The following is a 19,834-nucleotide window of genomic DNA, read 5'->3' as shown; positions in this document are numbered from 1 at the left end:
GCCGATCCGCGGGCGTGATTCTTGCACCTGCGGGCCCAGGATTGCCTGAGTTCGACTTAGGGGACCCTAAGAAAACACTGCGAATAGCCGGTGAATCCGCGGGAAACAAGGGATGGGCGCTGATCGCACGTCCGCCCGGAAGCATCTGCATGTTTTCTCCGCGCCGATAGGATCGCACACATGGCTGATTCCCTGACCTGGTCCGACGTGCTCACCTCTCTGTTGGAGCGCCGCGATCTCAGTGTGTGGGAGTCGACGTGGGCGATGCGCCAGATCATGCAAGGGAGTGTCACCGAGGCTCAGCTCGCCGGCTTCCTGGTCGCACTTCGGGCGAAGGGGGAGACGATCGACGAGATCGTCGGATTCCGTGACGCGATCCTCGAGGCCGCGGTGCCTCTTCCCGTCTCTCCTGACGTGCTGGACATCGTCGGTACCGGCGGCGATCGCGTCGGTACGGTGAACGTCTCGACCACCGCGGCGATCATCATCGGCGCCACCGGAGTGCCGGTGGTCAAGCACGGCAACCGTGCCGCGAGCTCGGCGTCCGGCTCCTCCGACGTGCTCGGAGCTCTCGGTCTCGAGCTGTCGCTCGATCCGTCGTCGGTCTCCTCCATCCTCGATCGCACCGGGATCACGTTCGCCTGGGCGGGGGCCTTCCATCCCGGGTTCAGGCACGCCGGTTCCGTCCGCGCCGAGCTCGGCGTTCCCACGGTCTTCAACATGCTCGGACCGCTCTGCAACCCGGCCCGCGCGGAGGCCAATGCGGTGGGCGTCGCACAGATCGAGCGCGTTCCCCTCATCACCGGTGTGTTCCGAACGCGTGGCGCGACGGCGCTCGTCTTCCGAGGGGATGACGGGCTCGACGAGCTGACCACCACGGGGCACAGTCGCATCTGGGAGGTCACGCGCGGAGACATCCATGAGCACGATCTCGACCCGCGTGATCTAGGCATCCCGATCGCCGACCTCGCGGACCTGATCGGAGGGTCACCGCAGCACAACGCAGAGGTGCTCAGGCGAACCCTCGCGGGCGAGACGGGCGCGGTGCGGGACATCGTGCTCCTCAACGCCGCCGCGGGCATCGTCGCCTTCGAGCTCTCCCAGGACGCGACACAGGTGCAGCGACCGATCCTCGAACGCCTTCGTGAGGGATACGACAAGGCAGCGGCTGCGGTGGACGACGGCCGCGCGCTGGCCAAGCTCGACCAGTGGATCTCGGTGAGTCGCGAGCTGGCTGCACCGAAGGAGTGACCGTGGATCCCGTCGACGCGCTGCTGGAGATCGCATCTCTGCTCGAGCGCGAGCGGGCCTCCCGGTATCGGGCGAAGGCGTTCCGGCAGGCGGCGGCGACGCTGCAGGACCTTCCCGAGGGCGTCCGCGCCGACCCCACGCGGCTGCGCGCGGCGAAGGGGATCGGGGAGTCGACGTTCGCGGTGATCCGGCAGGCTCAGGCCGGGGAGGTGCCGGAGTACCTGGTCGAACTGCGCGGCGATGTCGAGCCGGAGCGGGTATCCGTGCTCCGATCGAAGCTGCGCGGTGATCTCCATGCGCACACTGACTGGTCCGACGGCACCACGCCCATCCCGGTGATGGCCGCGGCAGCGCGTGCGCTCGGGCACGAGTATCAGGCGATCACCGATCACTCGCCGCGACTTCGCGTGGCACGCGGGCTTTCCGCCGAACGGCTGCGGGAGCAGAGTCCCTTGGTGCGCAAGGAGTCCGGTGAGGGCTTCACGCTTCTGGCCGGTATCGAGGTGGACATCCTCGAAGACGGCACTCTGGACCAGGAGGACTCTTTGCTCGGCGAGCTCGACATCGTCGTGGCGTCCGTGCATTCCAAGCTGCGCATGGACGCACGACCGATGACCGCGCGGATGATCGCCGCGGTGTCGCATCCGCGGGTGAACGTGCTCGGCCACTGCACCGGGCGATTGGTGCAAGGAGAGCGGGGGACCCGCCCGCAGTCGGTGTTCGATGCGACTGCGGTCTTCGCCGCGTGCGCCGAGAACGGCGTCGCCGTCGAGATCAACTCCCGCCCCGAGCGGCAGGATCCACCGGACGAACTGATCGCGATCGCCCTCGAGGCGGGATGCCTGTTCTCCATCGACTCGGATGCGCACGCACCAGGACAGCTCTCTCTGCTCGATCACGGCGCCGAGCGCGCAGAGCGTGCAGGCGTTCCCGCCTCGCGGATCGTCACGACGTGGGGGCTTTCCCGACTGCTCGCCTGGGCGGAGTAGACGCAGCGGCCCCGAGAACGATCAGGACGCGAGGGCGGCCTTCGACACAGCGGCGACCGCGCGCGTCATGGAGCCGCCGAGATTCCACTTCTCGGCCAGGGTGTTCGCCGCGTCGACCTCTGAGGGGTCGAGCACGTGGAGTGGAACGTCCGGCGCAGTGATGGGGAGGGACCTGGCCACCGCGACCACCGTCGGAGCCACGTCGAGGTAGGCGATCGCTGCGAGGATCTTCGCGCGTACCCCGGCGCTCATGCCTTCTCCCGTCTCGGCAGCGGCGCGGATGCCCTCGAGGTCGGAGTGCGCCTGCAGGAGCGTCGCGGCGGTCTTGTCTCCGACACCGGGGACGCCGGGGAGGCCGTCGGAGGAATCGCCGCGCATCGTGGCGAAGTCGGCGTACTGGGAGGGGAGTACCCCGTACTTCGCGACGACCGTCGCGTCGGTCACGACTTCGAGATTGCTCATGCCACGCGCGGTGTAGATCACACGCACATCGCGGGCATCGTCGACGAGCTGGAAGAGGTCGCGGTCGCCCGTGACGATGTCTACCGGCATCGTGGCGTCGGTGGCCAGGGTTCCGATGACGTCGTCGGCCTCATGGTCGGCGACACCGATGATGGGGATGCCGATCGCAGCGAGCGTCTCGCGGATGAGGGGGATCTGCGCTTCGAGCGGGTCGGGTACCTCTTCGACATCGGGCCCATTCGCGATGACCTCGACGACGCGGTGCGTCTTGTAGCTCGGGATGAGATCCACGCGCCACTGCGGCCGCCAGTCGTCGTCCCAGCAGGCGATGACGTGCGTGGGCTCGTAGAGCGTGACGAGCTTGGCGACGATGTCGAGCAGACCCCGCGCCGCGTTGATCGGAGAGCCGTCCGGCGCGGTCACCTTGTCGGGGACGCCGTAGAACGCACGGAAGTAGAGGCTGGCGGTGTCGAGCAGCATGAGGCGATCGGTCACGAGCACAGTCTGACACGGGTCTCCGACCCGGCACCGGCCCCCTGCGTCGGCGGCGTGGCCCACCAGCCGTGGATGAGACGATCCTGGGTGTCGTGACACACAGGAGTATGAATGCTCTCCCCCGAACGCTGTCCGCTGTGATCCTGGGCGGGGTGGTGCTCGCCGGAGTCCTGGCCGGCTGTGCAGCATCTGCGGGCACCTCCCCGGCTCCGGAGTCGACATCCGACCCCGACGCATCCGATGCCTCGTACGCGCCGCGGGCGGCGTGGCTCGATGCGACGTCGTTCGTGCTGAAGACGTGGGGCGACGCATGCGCACCGCAGATCGGCGACCTCGTGGCGGGGGAGCAGTCGCTGGAGATCGTGCTCGTCGCCGGGCCGGACCAGGCGTGCGCCGCTGTGCAGACGGCGCACGGCCTGTACCTCGGCCTCCCTGCCGGGTTCGACTCCTCCCGCCCTGTCGAGCTGACCGTGACCGAGGTCGGGGGAGAGAAGGCCGAGCTCACCCTGCCGGCACTCGCAACGGGGGAGATCATCCCGGCCGATCGGATGTCGCCGCAGACCCCGGCGGCGGCGTGGATCGACGCGCATGAGCTCGCGATCCTCACATGGGGCTCGTCCACCTGCGTGCCGGCCTCGGGAACGCTGGAAACCGTGAATGCGAAGGAAGGGATCATCCGACTGGAGCCGAGTGCGAACGAGGTGTGCACGATGGACCTGGTCCCGCAGATCACCTTCGTGCCTGCGGAAGGCATCGAGGACGACGCCGTCCTGACCCTCGAGGGCTTCGTCGATGCCGACGGTGCCGCGGCGGTCGTGACTGCCGTGCGATAGCGCGCCTGTCGGTCCGGCTCAGCACCCCGGTGCTGTCGGTCTCTGCTCGCAGGTGTGGGCCACGAGGGCGGTGTGCGCTTCGAAGATGCGTATCTCCCGAGCCGGACCAGGAATCGTGAGCTGCCCGGTCACCGGGAACCAGCCCCCGCCGAGATCGACCTCTGCGGTGTAGCGCACGGTGACGTGGGCCCGGTAGGTGCCGCGCTCGTCATAGGTATGGCTCGTCGTGGTGGGTGTGAACGGTGCCTGGCCGAGCGCTGACCAGGTCTGTCCGCCAGTGCTCGAGGTCGCGGAGGTGCCGTCGCCGTGCACGAACTCATACCCGACAGGCGTGAACCGCACGGTGAGAACCGTGCCGAACAGCGATCCTGAGCGGGTGTGCACCGCTGCTGCAGCGACGAAGTTCGTCGGCATGCCGGCGACGCCGAGGTTGTCGGGCTCTCCCACATTCGCCACGGGATCGGGCGCGAACTGTGCGAGGTCGTTGATGGTGATGGTCGGGGCGGCAGTCGCGTCCTGCGCGGGATCGGTCGGCGGCTCCTCATCGGACACCGCGCGGAAGCACCCTCGGGAACTGTTCCAGTCGTCGAGGCAGGAATCGAAGTCGAACTCGTGCACGGGGAATCCGGGACCGGAGGGGGAGGGTGGAGAGTCTCCTCGGGGCGAGCCGCTGTGGGGTGCACCGGAGGAGGGTTGCGTCTGGGTGCCAGTGGTCGTTACGTGGGTGCCGTCGGTTCCAGCAATAAAGTCCGAGAAACCCGGAGGTTTGTCGGTCTCGCTCAACTGACAGAGAGCGACAACGAGGCCAATCACGGCTACGACGCGGGACACTGAACTTCTTCGTCTGAGACGGCCGAATCGACTAGCAGTGCGCCTGAGTCGGCGGTTAAGAAAGTGACGCTAAGCCCGTACACGTCGGGACGATCTGGTCTGACTGCTGAGGATCCGTCAGGGCGAACAATCTCAACTGCGCTCACGTCTAAGCAGACCGAGGCGGTTACCTCTGTCAACGGTTCATCGCTGTGCGCCCCGCTGAAGGAGAGCACTCGCGTGTCGCCTCTAACGACTTGTCCTTCTGCATGCATCGCCGAAAAATTCTCGCGATCTGCTCTCTCGACACTCCCGCTCGAAAGTTCAAAAAGCCTCTCAAACGTTGTCGGGTCTGAAGTGTCGATCTCGTTGAGAGCGAGGACATACTCGGTAAACGTCTCCTCCGCGGCGGCAAAGGCTTCTTCTTCCGAGGCGAACACTGCGGTCGGGGTGGGCGTCGGGGCTGGCGACGGCGTGCATCCGGCGAGGACCATGACGCCGAGAACCATCGCGAAGGCGCCGAAGCGGCGGGATGTGGCGGGAGCGGGAGTCGGCGAGATCACCCCGTCACGGTAGTCGGAAGCGCCACGAGCCCGCGGGAGTTATCCACAGTCGGTCGGTCCGCCGAATCCGACTCCTGCTGTATCAGAACTTCTGATAGCCTTAACCGTCACTCGTGGCGTGCATGCGCATGCCCTCGTGGCGAGAAAACCAAAATCCAACTGCTGTGAAGCATGCTGTCGGCCGTGCGCGGTCTTTGCCTCTCAGCCCGAGTCTCCATTCAACAAGGACAACCCACTACATGACTACCGCAACGACCGCCCCGGCCACCAAGCAGGTCGCCATCAACGACATCGGATCTGCTGAGGACTTCCTGGCCGCGGTCGAGAAGACCCTGAAGTTCTTCAACGACGGCGACATCATCGAAGGCACGATCGTCAAGATCGACCGCGATGAGGTCCTCCTCGATGTCGGCTACAAGACCGAGGGTGTCATCCCCTCGCGTGAGCTCTCGATCAAGCACGACGTCGACCCCAACGAGGTCGTCGCTGTCGGCGATCTGGTCGAGGCCCTCGTTCTCCAGAAGGAGGACAAGGAAGGCCGTCTGATCCTCTCCAAGAAGCGCGCACAGTACGAGCGTGCCTGGGGAGACGTCGAGAAGATCAAGGAGAACGACGGCGTCGTCACCGGTACGGTCATCGAGGTCGTCAAGGGTGGACTCATCGTCGACATCGGACTCCGTGGCTTCCTGCCGGCCTCGCTCATCGAGCTGCGCCGCGTCCGCGACCTCACGCCGTACCTCGGCCAGGAGATCGAGGCCAAGATCCTCGAGCTCGACAAGAACCGCAACAACGTCGTCCTGAGCCGCCGCGCGCTGCTCGAGCAGACGCAGTCGGAGTCGCGCACCACGTTCCTGAACAACCTGCACAAGGGTCAGGTCCGCAAGGGTGTCGTCTCGTCGATCGTCAACTTCGGTGCGTTCGTCGACCTGGGTGGCGTGGACGGCCTCGTGCACGTCTCCGAGCTGTCCTGGAAGCACATCGAGCACGCCTCCGAGGTCGTCGAGGTGGGCCAGGAGGTCACCGTCGAGATCCTCGAGGTCGACCTCGACCGCGAGCGCGTCTCCCTGTCGCTGAAGGCGACGCAGGAGGACCCGTGGCAGGTCTTCGCCCGTACCCACGCGATCGGTCAGGTCACGCCGGGTAAGGTCACCAAGCTCGTTCCGTTCGGTGCGTTCGTCCGCGTCGCAGACGGCATCGAGGGCCTCGTCCACATCTCCGAGCTCTCCAGCAAGCACGTCGAGCTGGCTGAGCAGGTCGTCTCCGTCGGCGAAGAGGTCTTCGTCAAGGTCATCGACATCGACCTCGAGCGTCGTCGCATCTCGCTGTCGCTGAAGCAGGCCAACGAGTCGGTCGACCCCAACGGCACCGAGTTCGACCCGGCCCTGTACGGCATGCTCGCCGAGTACGACGAGAACGGCGAGTACAAGTACCCGGAGGGCTTCGACGCCGAGACCGGTGCATGGAAGGAAGGCTTCGACGCCCAGCGCGAGGCATGGGAGCAGGAGTACGCTGCAGCCCAGGCTCGCTGGGAGGCGCACAAGGCTCAGGTCGTCAAGGCGGCCGAGGCCGAGGCTGCGGCCGGCGAAGACTTCGGCGGCCAGTCCTTCACGAGCGAGGCTGCCGGCGCCGGCACCCTCGCCGACGACGAGGCTCTCGCCGCTCTGCGCGAGAAGCTCTCGGGCGGCAACGCTTAAACAGCATTCTGAAACGGGTCGTCACCTCGCCTTCGGGTGGGTGTGGCGGCCCGTTTCGCATGTGCGGACCGCGGCTGCCCGCCCGTGACGCAACATTACGACCGCATTCGTAACAGGCCACGCGCTCGGCCAGCATGGGCATATGACCACCCTGCTGCCGGCGCCGCATACGACCGATGCCTCTGCGGCGGCCGGTGCAGCGCAGGAAGTGCGGCTCGAAGGTGTAGAACGGTCCTTCCCTCTCGCGCGGGGACGCCGCGACGTCCTGCGCGGCGTGGACCTCGAGGTCTCCGCCGGAGAGATCGTCGCCGTCGTCGGGCCTTCCGGCTGCGGAAAGTCGACGCTCCTCCGTCTGGTCGGCGGTCTGGACTCCCCGACACGGGGCGCCATCCGCCTCGAGGACACACCCGTAGCGGCGGTCGACGACCGCACCGCCGTCGCCTTCCAGGAGCCACGACTGCTCCCGTGGCGCACGATTGCCCAGAACGTCGAACTGGGCCTGCCGCGGGGCACCGCGCGCCGCGCGGGACGCGATCGTGTACGAGAACTTCTGCACCTGGTCGGCCTCGACGATGCCGCCGATCAGCGACCGCGAGAGGTATCCGGCGGGATGGCGCAGCGTGCATCCCTCGCCAGAGCCCTTGCCAGGAACCCCGGTGTCCTGCTGCTCGATGAGCCTTTCGGGGCGCTCGACGCGCTCACGCGCCTGCGGATGCACGATCTGCTGCTGAAGATCCACGCCGCAGAGCCGACCACCGTGCTCCTCGTGACGCACGATGTCGAGGAAGCGCTCTATCTCGCCGATCGCGTCCTGCTCCTGCGCACGCTGAGCGCGACCCGGCCTGACGAGTCATCCATCGCCCGCACGATCACCGTGCCAGGCGCCCGTCCCCGTGACCGCGCCGATCGTGGTCTCGCCGACCTGCGCGCCGAGCTCCTCGAGGGCCTCGGCGTAGACACCCACCACCGCACCGCCGAGGAGACCCGATGAGCATCACCACCCGCCGAATCATCCCTGCGATCGCCATCGCGGGGACGATGATGCTCGTCGCCACCGGCTGCGTCGCCGGAGAGAACGCTGCTGCCACTGACGCGAAGCCCACATCCGGCACGACCGAATGGTCGTCCGACACGCTGTCGATCGATTTCGCGACATACAACCCGTTGAGCCTGGTGATCCGCGACCAGGGCATCCTGGAGGACATCCTCGGAGATGACGTCACCGTGGAGTGGGTGCAGTCCGCCGGCTCGAACAAGGCGAACGAACTGCTGCGGTCCGGTTCGGTCGACGTCGGCTCGACGGCCGGCTCCGCAGCGCTCCTGGCCCGAGCGAACGGCTCGCCCATCCAGGTCATCGACATCTTCTCGCAGCCCGAGTGGGCGGCGATCGTCGTCGGACCGGACAGCGACATCACGTCGATCGAAGACCTCACGGGGAAGTCCGTCGCCGCGACCAAGGGGACCGACCCGTACTTCTTCCTGCTCCAGGCGCTCGAAGAAGGGGGCCTGTCGCTGTCGGACGTCGAGGTGCAGAACCTTCAGCACGCGGACGGTCGTGCCGCCCTCGACGGCGGTTCGGTCGATGCGTGGTCCGGCCTCGACCCGATCATGGCAGCCGCCGAGGCGGAGTCGGGCGACAAGCTCGTCTACCGCAACGTCGACTTCAACACGTACGGGTTCCTGAACGCGACCGAGGACTTCATCACGAACCACCCCGACCTCGCGCAAGCGGTCGTGGATGCGTACGAGAAGGCACGAGAGTGGGCGCTGGCGAACCCCGACGAGACGGCAGCGCTCCTCGCCGAGGTGGCAGGCATCGACATCGGCGTCGCCACCACCGTGATCCAGGAGCGTTCGAACCTCGACGTGAGCGGCATCCCGGGTGACGATCAGATCGGCGTCCTGGAGAAGATCGCGCCCGTGCTCGTCGAGTCCGGCGACGTGCAGGGCGGCAAGGAGTCGGTGGACAAGGCGCTGTCCTCGATCGTGAACGCGACGTTCGCCGAGAAGGCGGTCGGCGGCGAGTGAGCGAACTCGACCAGCGCGTGCTCGTGCCCGCGGACTCGCGGGACGCGCTCGACTTCGCCAAGGGCGAGCTCCGACGTCCGAACCGCAGCGCACGACGATCCTGGGACCGCCCCGTCGTGCGGATCGTGGCAGGGCTGCTGCTCCCGGCGATCATCCTGATCGTCTGGCAGGTGGTGACGACGAACGGACTCGTCCCGCCCTACCGTCTGCCCACACCCGTCTCGGTCCTCCAGGCAGGCATCGAGCTGGCCGAGACCGGGCAGCTCTGGACGCACATCGCCATCTCGGTGCAGCGCGTACTGCTCGGATTCGCGATCGGCTCGGTGATCGGACTCGCCGCGGCCGGTGTGGTGGGCCTGTCACGGCTCGGGGACGTGCTGCTGAGCCCGACGCTCGCCGCCGTGAGGGCTGTGCCCTCGTTGGCCTGGGTGCCGCTGCTCATCCTCTGGATGCAGATCGGTGAGGAGTCGAAGGTCACGCTGATCGCGATCGGAGCGTTCTTCCCCGTCTACACGACCGTCGCCTCGGCGCTCCGACACGTGGATCCGCAGCTCGTCGAGGCCGGGCGCTCGTTCAGCCTGCGCGGATGGTCACTGTTCCGCATCGTGCAGCTGCCCGCGGTCGTACCGTCCGTCGTGTCCGGGCTCCGCCTCGCGCTCGCACAGGCGTGGCTGTTCCTGGTGGCCGCAGAGCTCATCGCTTCCTCGATGGGCCTCGGCTTCCTGCTGACCGACTCCCAGAACAGTGGCCGTGTCGATCGGATCCTGCTCTCGATCGTGCTGCTGGCATTGCTCGGTACGGTGACCAACGGAGTCCTCGCCCTGGCAGAGAAGTATCTGCTGCGACGGTGGGTGTGAGCGTGACCGAGGCCCGACTGCAGGAGACACGCGTCTACGCGCCGTCGAACGACTTCCCGGAGGCGAACGTCTCCGGTGAGGCCTATGCGCGCGCGGCAGCGGATCCCGTCGCGTTCTGGGAGGAGGCCGCTCGACGCCTCGACTGGGCGAAACCGTGGGACACCGCGCACGAGTGGGAGCCTCCGATCGGAGATGCGGTTCCCGCCGCGCGCTGGTTCGTCGGAGGGCGGATCAACGTGGCCGTCAACTGCGTGGACCGGCACGTCGATGCCGGTCGGGGAGCCAAGGTGGCGCTGTACTTCGAAGGGGAGCCGGGCGACCGCATCGCGGTGACGTACTCCGATCTGCAGCAGCGGGTCGCACGCGCCGCGAATGCTCTCGTGGCGCTCGGCATCGAGCCGGGTGATCGTGTGGTGATCTACCTGCCCGTGCTCGTGGAGACGATCGTCATCACGCTCGCCTGTGCCCGGATCGGAGCCGTGCACTCCCTGGTGTTCGGGGGATTCTCCGCGGAGGCCGTGCGCTTCCGTCTCGAGGACACCGGAGCGAAGCTGCTGGTGACGAGCGACGGACAGTTCCGACGCGGCACCGCCACCGAGGTGAAGTCGACGGCCGATGCGGCGGCCGCGGACCTCCCCGACCTCGAGCATGTGCTCGTGCTCCGACGCACGGGCCAGCAGGTGCCGTGGACCGAAGGTCGGGACGTCTGGTGGCACGAGGTGGTCGACACGGCATCGCCGGCGCACGACGCCCCGGCGTTCGATGCCGAGCATCCTCTCTTCATCATCTACACGTCCGGCACCACCGGGAAGCCGAAGGGACTCGTCCATACGTCGGGCGGGTACCTCACGCAGGCGAGCTGGGCGCACTGGGCGCATTTCGACGCGAAGCCCGACGACGTGCACTGGTGCACGGCCGATCTGGCCTGGGTGACCGCGCACACCTACGAGATCTACGGTCCGCTGTCGAACGGGCTGACCCAGGTCATCTACGAAGGCACGCCGGACTCGCCGCACCGGGAGCGACACCTCGAGATCATCGAGCGCTACGGCGTGACCGTCTACTACACGGCGCCCACGCTGATCCGTACCTTCATGACCTGGTTCGGCGCCGATCTCCCTGGGGGCCACGACCTCTCGACGCTCCGTCTGCTCGGTACGGTGGGCGAGGCGATCAACCCCGAGGCGTGGGTATGGTTCCGGAAGAACTTCGGCCGGGATGCGCTGCCGGTGATCGACACCTGGTGGCAGTCCGAGACCGGTGCCGCGATGATCGCCCCGCTGCCGGGCGTCACGCGCCTCAAGCCGGGCTCGGCCTCGGTGCCGCTCCCGGGGATCGATGCCGCGGTGGTCGATGCCGAGGGGCATCCGGTCGAACCGGGACGTTCGGGGACGCTCGTCGTGCGCCGACCCTGGCCGGGCATGGCCCGCACCGTCTGGGGTGATCCGGAGCGCTATCGCGACTCGTACTGGTCGGCCTACGCCGGTCGGGGAGAGTTCGGCGGCTTCTACGTCGCCGGCGACGGGGCGACCGTCGACATCGACGGGTACATCTGGATCCTCGGGCGACTCGATGACGTCGTCAACGTCTCGGGTCACCGACTCTCCACCATCGAGATCGAGTCGGCCCTCGTCGCTCACGACACCGTCGGCGAAGCCGGTTCAGCCGGGGTCTCCGACCCCGTCACCGGCCAGGCCGTCGTCGCGTTCGTGACGGCTTCGGGCCGGGCCGAGGTGACGCCGGCCGACCTCCGCGCTCAGGTCGCGCGGTCGATCGGCCCCGTCGCCAAGCCGAAGCACATCGTCGTGGTCCCCGACCTGCCCAAGACCCGGTCGGGCAAGATCATGCGCCGGCTCCTGGCGCAGCTCTGGGAGGCCGAGCAGGCACGAAGGCAGGGTCGCGAGGCCCTGCAGCTCGGTGACACGACGTCGTTGCAGAATCCCTGGGCCGTCGCGGACATCGCCGACGTGCTCTCCACAGCGGAACTGCGCTCTTGAACTCCGCTTCTGAATCGAGGACATCATGACCGAAGAACACCGCTTCGGATTCCGCACCAGAGCCCTCCATGCGGGGGGAACGCCGGATGCCGCCACCGGGGCCAGGGCGGTGCCGATCTACCAGACCACCTCGTTCGTCTTCGACGACGCCGCGGATGCCGGCAACCTGTTCGCCCTGCAGAAGTACGGCAACATCTACTCGCGTATCGGAAACCCGACGGTCGCGGCTCTCGAAGAGCGCCTCGCATCGCTGGAGGGTGGAATCGGCGCCGTCGCGACGGCTTCCGGGATGAGCGCGGAGTTCATCACGTTCGCGGCCCTGGTCGGAGCAGGCGATCATGTCGTCGCCGCCGCCCAGCTCTACGGTGGCACGGTCACGCAGCTCGACGTCACGCTGCGTCGCTTCGGGGTCGAGACCACGTTCGTCGCCTCGACCTATCCCGAGGACTTCGCCGCCGCGATCCGTCCGGAGACGAAGGTGGTCTACGTCGAGATGATCGGCAACCCTTCCGGGGAGATCGCCGACATCGAAGGACTCGCCGAGATCGCCCACGCGGCCGGTGTCCCGCTCGTGGTCGACGCGACGCTCGCCACGCCCTACCTCGCCCGTCCGCTCGAGCACGGCGCCGACATCGTCATCCACTCCGTGACGAAGTTCCTCGGAGGACACGGCACCACCCTCGGCGGCGTCGTCATCGAGAAGGGCGCTTTCGACTGGGGCAACGGCAAGTTCCCGCAGATGACCGAACCCGTCGAGTCGTACGGCGGCATCAAGTGGTGGGACAACCTCGGCGAGTACGGCTTCCTCACCAAGCTCCGTTCCGAGCAACTGCGGGACATCGGCCCCGCGCTCAGCCCGCAGTCGGCGTTCAACCTCCTCCAGGGGATCGAGACCCTTCCACAGCGCATAGACGCCCACCTCGCGAACGCCCGCGTCGTCGCGGACTGGCTCGCCTCGGACCCTCGTGTGGCCTACGTCACCTGGGCCGGGCTCGAAGGACACCCGCACCACGCACGCGCAGCCAAGTACCTGCCTCTCGGTCCCGGCTCGGTGTTCGCGTTCGGGGTCGCGGCGCCGGACGGTCGCGCGGCGGGGGAGACCCTGATCGAGAATCTGCAACTGGCCTCGCACCTCGCGAACATCGGCGACGCGCGCACGCTCGTGATCCATCCGGCCTCGACGACGCACCGGCAGCTCACAGAGGATCAGCTGGTCGCCGCGGGCGTGCGTCCCGACCTCATCCGCATCTCAGTCGGTCTGGAAGACGCCGACGACATCATCTGGGACCTCGACCAGGCCCTCACCACGGCGACGGGAGCGAACCGATGAGCACGACGAGTTCGGGCGATGCCTGCGCGCTGCCGGCTGTGACCGATGCGGCGACGTGTGCACTGCCCGGTGGGACTCCCGTCGCGGTCGCGGTGCCGGGGCGCACCTGGAGCGGACCGAACCAGCAGGAGCGATTCGGCCTGCTGCGACGCGCGAGGTCGATCGCGATCGTCGGGGCGTCGAACAACCCCGCCCGCGCGTCCTACTTCGTCGCGACCTACCTGCTCTCCAGCACGAACTACGACGTCTACCTGGTGAACCCGCGGGAGACCGAGATCCTCGGGCAGCCCGTCTACGCGACCCTGAGCGATCTGCCCGTCGTCCCCGACATCGTCGACGTGTTCCGACGCCACGACGACCTCCCCGGCGTGGCACAGGAGGCCATCGACGCGGGCGCGCAGACGCTGTGGCTGCAGCTGGGCTCGTGGAACGAGGATGCCGCGGCGATCGCCGAGGGCGCGGGGCTGTCCGTGGTGATGGACCTTTGCATCAAGATCGAGCACGCGCGGTTCCATGGCGGACTCCACCTGGCCGGCTTCGATACCGGTGTGATCAGCTCCCGTCGCCAGTTGCGCGCGAGATGAGTCGCGTCGGGGCGAAGCCTAGACTGACCGCATGCCTCTCATCGCACTCACCGGCGGTATCGCTTCCGGGAAGTCGACCATCGCCCGCCGCCTGGCCGAGCACGGTGCCGTCATCGTCGACGCCGATCAGATTGTTCGCGATGTGCAGTCTCCCGGTTCGCCGGTGCTCGTCAGGATCGCCGAGACCTTCGGCGACGACGTCATCTCCTCGGACGGCTCCCTCGACAGGGCGGCGCTCGGTGCGAAGGTGTTCGGCGATGCGGGTCTCCTCGCGCAGCTCAACGCGATCGTCCACCCCGCAGTCCGTGAGGAATCCCAGCGGCGCTTCGATGCGGCCGTCCGCGGCGACGCGGATGCCGTGGTCGTCTACGACGTGCCGCTCCTGGTCGAGGCGAGGGTAGACGATCCCTGGGATCTCATCGTCGTCGCGCACGCGCCGGCTGACGTGCGCCGCGAGCGTCTCGTCGAGCTGCGCGGCATGGGTGAGGGTGCAGCGCAGGAGCGTATCGACGCCCAGGTATCCGACGACCGCCGTCTCGCGATCGCCGACGTCGTGATCGATACGTCGGGCACCGTGGAGAGCACGATCGAGCAGGCCGACGCCCTCTGGCAGCGGATCAGTTCACGGTGACGTTCGCGGGTCACACCCCGGGATCACGCGAGTACCGCCGGCTCCTCGTCGGTCTGTTCTTCGCCGGGGTCGCGACTTTCGCCCAGCTGTATTCGGCACAGGCCGTGCTGCCGCAGATCTCGGCCGAGCTCTCGGTCACGCCGGCGACGGCTGCGCTGAGTGTGTCGGCTGCCACGCTCGGCTTGGCGCTGGCCGTCATCCCCTGGTCGATGGTGGCCGATCGCATCGGTCGCGTGCCTGCCATGGCCACCGGGGTGCTCACCGCCACGGGACTCGGCCTCGTCGCTCCGCTGAGCGGAGAGATCGCCGCGCTGCTGGTCCTGCGATTCGCGGAGGGGATGGCGCTGGGGGCCGTACCCGCAGTGGCACTGGCCTATCTCAGCGAAGAGGTCGAAGTACGTCATACCGCCGCTGCCGCGGGGAGCTACATCGCCGGGACCACGGTCGGTGGACTGCTCGGGCGCATCGTCTCGGGGATCATCGGGGAAGTGGGAGGCTGGCGGACCGGCATCCTCTCGGTCGCTGTCATGTGCGGGCTCGCCGCCGTTCTTTTCCTCTGGCTCACACCCCGCGCCAGGGGATTCGTCCCCGGTCGTCTGCGCGCCGATCGAGGGCCCGGCATCCTGGCGAAGCTCCTGGCGCCTCTGCGTTCACCTCTGCAGTGGGCCCTGTACGCGCAGGGATTCCTGCTGATGGGTGCCTTCGTCGCGGTGTACAACTACCTCGGGTTCCATCTCTCGGCCGCACCGTTCCTCCTTCCCGCCTGGCTGGTCACCCTGCTGTTCCTGGCATACCTGGCCGGCACGGTGTCGTCGCCGTGGGCCGGGGCGCTCGCCTCGCGGGCCGGGCGATTCCCGGTCCTGCTCTCCTCGATCGGAGTGATGGCCGTGGGTGCCGCACTGCTGCTGCTTCCGGTGGCCGGCGTCGTCCTGGCCGGGCTCGTGCTGTTCACGGCGGGGTTCTTCGGCGCGCACGCCATCGCCTCGGGGTGGACGCCCGTCGCGGCGGACCCCGCCAGCAGGGCACAGGCATCCTCGCTGTACTACTTCGCCTACTACGCCGGGTCGAGTGTGTTCGGGTGGCTGCTCGGTCTCGTGTTCGGTGCGACGACCTGGGGCTGGTTCGTCGCCGTCATCGTCGCGATGTGCGGTGCTGCCGCGCTCGCGGCGGTCGCCGCTCTCCGTGGTGCCGAGAGCGGCCGCCCCGCCGTCTGAGAGGATCTCATCATGCAGCTGCAGTTCCTGGAAGCGTACGACCGTCAGCTCCGCACACATCCTGAGATCGCGGGGGCATCGAACGCGGTGGCGCACGGACCGCTCCTGATGGCGACGTTCCCCGGCGGACGCGGCTTCGTCACGTATGCCGAGCTCGGCGACGTGGATGCGGACGACGTCGCGCTGTTGGTCGACGCGGCGGCCGACCACTTCGCGGGGCGTCCGGAGGTGAGGTCGGTCGAGTGGAAGACCCGCGGTCACGATCGTGCCCCCGGCCTACACGACGCTCTTGTCGCTCGCGACTTCGTGCCGGAGGAGCCGGAGTCCATCATGATCGGTGAGGCCCGCCCGCTCGCGCGGCACGTCGACGTTCCTGAGCACGTCACGATCAGGCGGAGCCGTAGTGATGCCGACGTGTTCGCGGCGGGTGAGATGCAGGGCCGCGTCTTCGATGACCCCGACTGGCGTTCGAGGTCGGAGGAGCTCGTCGTGCACCTGCGCGAAGACCCTTCGGCGGAGCTGTGGATCGCTGTCGTGGACGACGAGGTGATCAGCGCCGGGAGGCTCGAGCCGGTGGCCGGCACCGAGTTCGCCGGTCTCTGGGGCGGTGCGACGCTCCCGGAGTGGCGAGGCCGCGGCATCTACCGCGCTCTCACGGCGGAGCGGGCGCGCTCGGCTCTCGCGCGTGGGGTCCGCTACCTCCACTCCGATTCCACTGAGTTCTCGCGCCCGATCCTGGAGCGGTCGGGACTGGTGAAGGTGTCGACGACAACGCCGTACGTGTGGACTCCCGTGCGAGGCTGATCCTGCGCGACGGCCTCGATGTCGGAGGGGCGGCATACCCTGGAGGTATGCAACCCACGCGCAGTGTCCGCCCCTTCGAGGTCATCAGCGAGTATGAGCCGGCCGGAGACCAGCCGAAGGCCATCGCCGATCTGGCGGCGCGCATCAATGCCGGTGAGACAGACGTGGTGCTTCTCGGCGCGACGGGTACCGGCAAGTCCGCCACGACGGCCTGGTTGGTCGAACAGGTCCAGCGTCCCACGCTCGTGCTCGCGCACAACAAGACCCTCGCCGCCCAGCTCGCGAACGAGTTCCGCGAGCTCATGCCCAACAACGCGGTCGAGTACTTCGTCTCGTACTACGACTACTACCAGCCGGAGGCGTACGTACCGCAGACCGACACCTTCATCGAGAAGGACTCCTCGATCAACTCCGAAGTCGAGCGACTGCGGCATTCGACGACCAACTCGCTGTTGAGCCGACGCGATGTCATCGTGGTCTCCACAGTGTCCTGCATCTATGGACTCGGGGCGCCGGAAGAGTATCTGCGGGCCATGGTCGCCCTCCAGGTGGGGGAGCGCTATGACCGCGATGCGCTCATCCGTCAGTTCATCGCCATGCAGTACAACCGCAACGATGTCGACTTCTCGCGGGGCAACTTCCGTGTGCGCGGAGACACCATCGAGATCATCCCCGTCTACGAAGAGCACGCCATCCGCATCGAGCTGTTCGGTGACGAGATCGAGGCGCTGTACTCGCTGCATCCGCTGACCGGCGAGGTCATCGAGAAGCTCGACGCCGTGCCGATCTTCCCGGCATCGCACTATGTGGCCGGTACCGACGTCATCCAGCGCTCCATCGGCACGATCGAACACGAGTTGGAAGAGCGCCTCGCCGAGTTCGAACGTCAGGGCAAGCTCCTCGAGGCGCAGCGTCTGCGCATGCGCACGACCTTCGACCTGGAGATGCTCCAGCAGCTGGGCTTCTGCTCCGGCATCGAGAACTACTCGCGTCACATGGACGGTCGCATGCCGGGCGAGCCTCCGCACACGCTGCTCGACTTCTTCCCCGACGACTTCCTGCTCGTGATCGACGAGTCGCACGTGACGGTGCCGCAGATCGGCGCGATGTACGAGGGCGACGCATCCCGCAAGCGGACGCTGGTCGACCACGGGTTCCGTCTTCCGAGCGCGATGGACAACCGTCCGCTGCGCTGGGACGAGTTCAAGAACCGCATCGGACAGACGGTGTACCTCTCGGCCACTCCCGGGAAGTACGAGATGGGGATCGCCGACGGCGTCGTCGAGCAGATCATCCGCCCGACCGGCCTCGTCGACCCGGAGATCGTGGTGAAGCCGTCGAAGGGGCAGATCGACGACCTGCTCGAGGAGATCCGCGTGCGGGTCGAGCGCGACGAGCGTGTGCTTGTCACGACTCTCACCAAGAAGATGGCCGAGGAGCTCACCGACTTCCTCGGCGAGCACGGTGTGCGTGTCCGCTACCTGCATTCCGATGTCGACACGCTGCGCCGCGTCGAGCTGCTCAGTGAGCTGCGCGCTGGCGTGTACGACGTTCTCGTGGGTATCAACCTCCTGCGCGAGGGCCTCGACCTTCCAGAGGTCTCCCTCGTGGCGATTCTCGACGCCGACAAGGAGGGGTTCCTACGCTCGGGTACGTCTCTGATCCAGACCATCGGCCGTGCGGCACGAAACGTGTCCGGTGAAGTGCACATGTATGCCGACAAGATGACCGACTCCATGACGAAGGCGATCGAGGAGACCGACCGACGTCGGGAGAAGCAGGTCGCGTACAACAAGGAGAACGGCATCGATCCGCAGCCGCTCCGCAAGCGCATCGCTGACATCACCGAGGTGCTGGCCCGTGAAGGTGCCGACACGGCGGAGATGCTGTCGGGTCGTGGCCGCGCGACGGGCAAGGGCAAATCGCCGACGCCCAACCTGCGTCGTACCGGGATCGCCGCCGAGGGCGCGCAGCAGCTCGAGGCCACCATCCAGGATCTGTCCGACCAGATGCTCGCGGCTGCGGCGGAGCTCAAGTTCGAGCTCGCCGGGCGTCTGCGCGACGAGGTGCAGGATCTCAAGAAGGAACTCCGCGCCATGGAGCGCGCCGGACACGCGTAAGCGGGGACGAACGATGGACGCTGCGGGGAACGAGCTGGCGGATCGTGTGCGCGCCTTGCTCGGAGCAGACACGGAGATCGAAGAGCGGCGCATGTTCGGCACGAGAGCGTTCCTCGACGACGGGCACATCCTGGTGGGCGCGCGTCCCGGGGGAGTGCTGCTGGTCCGTGTGGCGGATGAGGACGGCGCCGCGCTGCTCACCGAGCCAGGCGCGGCACGCGCGGTGATGGGGGCGCGCACCATGAGTTCGGGGTGGCTCGACGTTTCGCAGACGGCGATCGAAGACGACACAGCGCTCATGTTCTGGCTGGATGTCGCTCGAGAGTCCGCCGTTTCGAGGGCGGAGAGCTCGGAGCAGGGCTGACACGGATCCTCGCGCTCTCAACGATCGCGTGCCAGGGCGCGGGGATCCGCTCGCCCTAGGGGCAGTGCACCAGCGTCTTGGGTCCGGAGCGGTCGATCTCGTGCTGCGTCATCGGAGCCCCGCAGAGAGGGCAGGCGCGTTCGGCCCGCTCGGCCGCGCTGGGTGGGGGCGTCTTCTCGTACGGGCCGACGGAGGCGGGTCCTGCGAACCGGATGAGGTTCGTGTTCACCCAGGAGTACAGTCCTCCTGCTTCGCGGATGCGAGTGCGGAGGGGCGGGCGGTCGGAGTCCTGTGCCATGTTGATTAGTGTACTAACTATTAGTGCAGATGTATAGTCTCCCTTGTGACCCCCACCGACGACCTGCTCCGGCTCGAGAACCAGCTCTGCTTCGCCCTGGTGACAGCGGCGCGCAACGTCGTCGCCCTGTATCGGCCGATCCTCGAGCCACTCGGCCTGACGCACCCGCAGTACCTCGTCATGCTGGCGCTCTGGGAACGAGCTCCTCGCACGCTGAACGACCTGGCCGTCGACCTGGCCATGGAGCCCGCGACCGCATCCCCGCTGGTGAAGAGGCTCGAGGCGGACGGGCTGGTCGCGCGTCAGCGAAGCACCGAGGACGAGCGGCGACTCGAGATCACTCTGACGGCGGCGGGCGCTGCGCTGCGCGAGCGCGCGGTGGAGGTTCCTCACCAGGTGATGGCCGCGGTCGGTATGGGAATCGACGAGATCGCGGCGCTCCGCGACGGTCTGGGCCCGTTCGCCGGGCGCCGTCCCGACCTCGGCTGACCTGTCGTCGGCGTCCGGCTC

General features: G+C 67.6%; 20 protein-coding genes. 16 read left to right on the top strand and 4 right to left on the bottom strand.

What is annotated here, in order from left to right:
- The first annotated feature begins 180 nt into the window (after window positions 1–180).
- Window positions 181–1,251: an anthranilate phosphoribosyltransferase gene (trpD, locus tag ILP86_RS11310; protein ID WP_046749293.1), complete on the top strand. Its 1,071-nt coding sequence runs from the start codon at window positions 181–183 to the stop codon at window positions 1,249–1,251.
- A gap of 2 nt (window positions 1,252–1,253) precedes the next feature.
- Window positions 1,254–2,240: a PHP domain-containing protein gene (locus ILP86_RS11305; protein WP_193761932.1), complete on the top strand. Its 987-nt coding sequence runs from the start codon at window positions 1,254–1,256 to the stop codon at window positions 2,238–2,240.
- 21 nt (window positions 2,241–2,261) lie between these two features.
- Here the strand turns inward: ILP86_RS11305 and ILP86_RS11300 are convergent, their stop codons facing one another.
- Window positions 2,262–3,197 carry a 5'-3' exonuclease gene (locus ILP86_RS11300; protein WP_193761931.1) on the bottom strand — a complete coding sequence of 312 codons (936 nt, stop codon included), beginning with the start codon at window positions 3,195–3,197 and terminating at the stop codon, window positions 2,262–2,264.
- Window positions 3,198–3,304: 107 nt separating this feature from the next.
- Here ILP86_RS11300 and ILP86_RS11295 point away from each other — a divergent pair, with 107 nt between their 5' ends.
- Window positions 3,305–4,030 carry a hypothetical protein gene (locus tag ILP86_RS11295; RefSeq protein ID WP_058632816.1) on the top strand — a complete coding sequence of 242 codons (726 nt, stop codon included), beginning with the start codon at window positions 3,305–3,307 and terminating at the stop codon, window positions 4,028–4,030.
- A gap of 18 nt (window positions 4,031–4,048) precedes the next feature.
- Here ILP86_RS11295 and ILP86_RS11290 read toward each other — a convergent pair whose 3' ends face one another.
- Window positions 4,049–4,648 carry a hypothetical protein gene (locus ILP86_RS11290; protein ID WP_227750956.1) on the bottom strand — a complete coding sequence of 200 codons (600 nt, stop codon included), beginning with the start codon at window positions 4,646–4,648 and terminating at the stop codon, window positions 4,049–4,051.
- A gap of 197 nt (window positions 4,649–4,845) precedes the next feature.
- Complete coding sequence (locus tag ILP86_RS11285) at window positions 4,846–5,403, bottom strand: hypothetical protein (protein ID WP_193761930.1); 558 nt, start codon at window positions 5,401–5,403, stop codon at window positions 4,846–4,848.
- 239 nt (window positions 5,404–5,642) lie between these two features.
- Between ILP86_RS11285 and rpsA the strand changes: the two genes are divergently transcribed.
- From rpsA to ILP86_RS11225, 12 genes are all read left to right on the top strand, one after another.
- Window positions 5,643–7,097: a 30S ribosomal protein S1 gene (rpsA, locus tag ILP86_RS11280; RefSeq protein ID WP_046749289.1), complete on the top strand. Its 1,455-nt coding sequence runs from the start codon at window positions 5,643–5,645 to the stop codon at window positions 7,095–7,097.
- A gap of 142 nt (window positions 7,098–7,239) precedes the next feature.
- Window positions 7,240–8,088, top strand: coding sequence for an ABC transporter ATP-binding protein (locus ILP86_RS11275; RefSeq protein ID WP_046749288.1), 849 nt, complete (start codon window positions 7,240–7,242; stop codon window positions 8,086–8,088).
- On the top strand, window positions 8,085–9,125 hold the full coding sequence (locus ILP86_RS11270) for an aliphatic sulfonate ABC transporter substrate-binding protein (protein ID WP_141369298.1): 1,041 nt from the start codon (window positions 8,085–8,087) through the stop codon (window positions 9,123–9,125). Before ILP86_RS11275 ends, ILP86_RS11270 begins: the two co-directional genes overlap by 4 nt.
- The gene (locus tag ILP86_RS11265; RefSeq protein ID WP_058632237.1) at window positions 9,122–9,982 is read left to right on the top strand and encodes an ABC transporter permease; all 861 of its coding nucleotides are present in this window, start codon (window positions 9,122–9,124) and stop codon (window positions 9,980–9,982) included. The genes ILP86_RS11270 and ILP86_RS11265 overlap by 4 nt, the downstream gene beginning before the upstream one ends.
- Window positions 9,973–11,979: an acetate--CoA ligase gene (acs, locus tag ILP86_RS11260; RefSeq protein ID WP_193761929.1), complete on the top strand. Its 2,007-nt coding sequence runs from the start codon at window positions 9,973–9,975 to the stop codon at window positions 11,977–11,979. The genes ILP86_RS11265 and acs overlap by 10 nt, the downstream gene beginning before the upstream one ends.
- A 25-nt stretch (window positions 11,980–12,004) precedes the next feature.
- Window positions 12,005–13,309, top strand: a complete 1,305-nt coding sequence (locus ILP86_RS11255) for an O-acetylhomoserine aminocarboxypropyltransferase/cysteine synthase family protein (protein ID WP_193761928.1) — start codon at window positions 12,005–12,007, stop codon at window positions 13,307–13,309.
- A complete protein-coding gene (locus tag ILP86_RS11250; protein WP_227750955.1) occupies window positions 13,306–13,893 on the top strand; it encodes a CoA-binding protein in 588 nt (195 codons plus the stop codon). Before ILP86_RS11255 ends, ILP86_RS11250 begins: the two co-directional genes overlap by 4 nt.
- 31 nt (window positions 13,894–13,924) lie before the next feature.
- Entirely contained in the window at window positions 13,925–14,524 is a 600-nt protein-coding gene (gene coaE, locus ILP86_RS11245; RefSeq protein ID WP_058632240.1) for a dephospho-CoA kinase, read from the top strand.
- Window positions 14,521–15,738 (top strand): MFS transporter, encoded by a 1,218-nt coding sequence (locus tag ILP86_RS11240; protein ID WP_141369306.1) that lies wholly within the window; start codon window positions 14,521–14,523, stop codon window positions 15,736–15,738. The genes coaE and ILP86_RS11240 overlap by 4 nt, the downstream gene beginning before the upstream one ends.
- A gap of 12 nt (window positions 15,739–15,750) precedes the next feature.
- Window positions 15,751–16,542: a GNAT family N-acetyltransferase gene (locus ILP86_RS11235; RefSeq protein ID WP_193761927.1), complete on the top strand. Its 792-nt coding sequence runs from the start codon at window positions 15,751–15,753 to the stop codon at window positions 16,540–16,542.
- Between the two features lie 47 nt (window positions 16,543–16,589).
- Window positions 16,590–18,662: an excinuclease ABC subunit UvrB gene (uvrB, locus tag ILP86_RS11230; RefSeq protein ID WP_046749425.1), complete on the top strand. Its 2,073-nt coding sequence runs from the start codon at window positions 16,590–16,592 to the stop codon at window positions 18,660–18,662.
- Window positions 18,663–18,675: 13 nt separating this feature from the next.
- Window positions 18,676–19,026 (top strand): TfoX/Sxy family protein, encoded by a 351-nt coding sequence (locus ILP86_RS11225; RefSeq protein WP_218867902.1) that lies wholly within the window; start codon window positions 18,676–18,678, stop codon window positions 19,024–19,026.
- A gap of 55 nt (window positions 19,027–19,081) precedes the next feature.
- On the opposite strand, the gene ILP86_RS11220 is transcribed toward ILP86_RS11225, so the two are convergent.
- Window positions 19,082–19,324, bottom strand: coding sequence for a hypothetical protein (locus tag ILP86_RS11220; protein ID WP_105724504.1), 243 nt, complete (start codon window positions 19,322–19,324; stop codon window positions 19,082–19,084).
- A gap of 45 nt (window positions 19,325–19,369) precedes the next feature.
- Here ILP86_RS11220 and ILP86_RS11215 point away from each other — a divergent pair, with 45 nt between their 5' ends.
- Entirely contained in the window at window positions 19,370–19,813 is a 444-nt protein-coding gene (locus ILP86_RS11215; RefSeq protein WP_193761926.1) for a MarR family winged helix-turn-helix transcriptional regulator, read from the top strand.
- Window positions 19,814–19,834 lie beyond the last annotated feature (21 nt).

This window comes from Microbacterium sp. R1, from assembly GCF_015159725.1.
Lineage (GTDB): Bacteria > Actinomycetota > Actinomycetes > Actinomycetales > Microbacteriaceae > Microbacterium > Microbacterium oxydans.
Note: the sequence above shows the minus strand (reverse complement) of the source record. Positions and strands in the feature narration are given on the sequence as shown.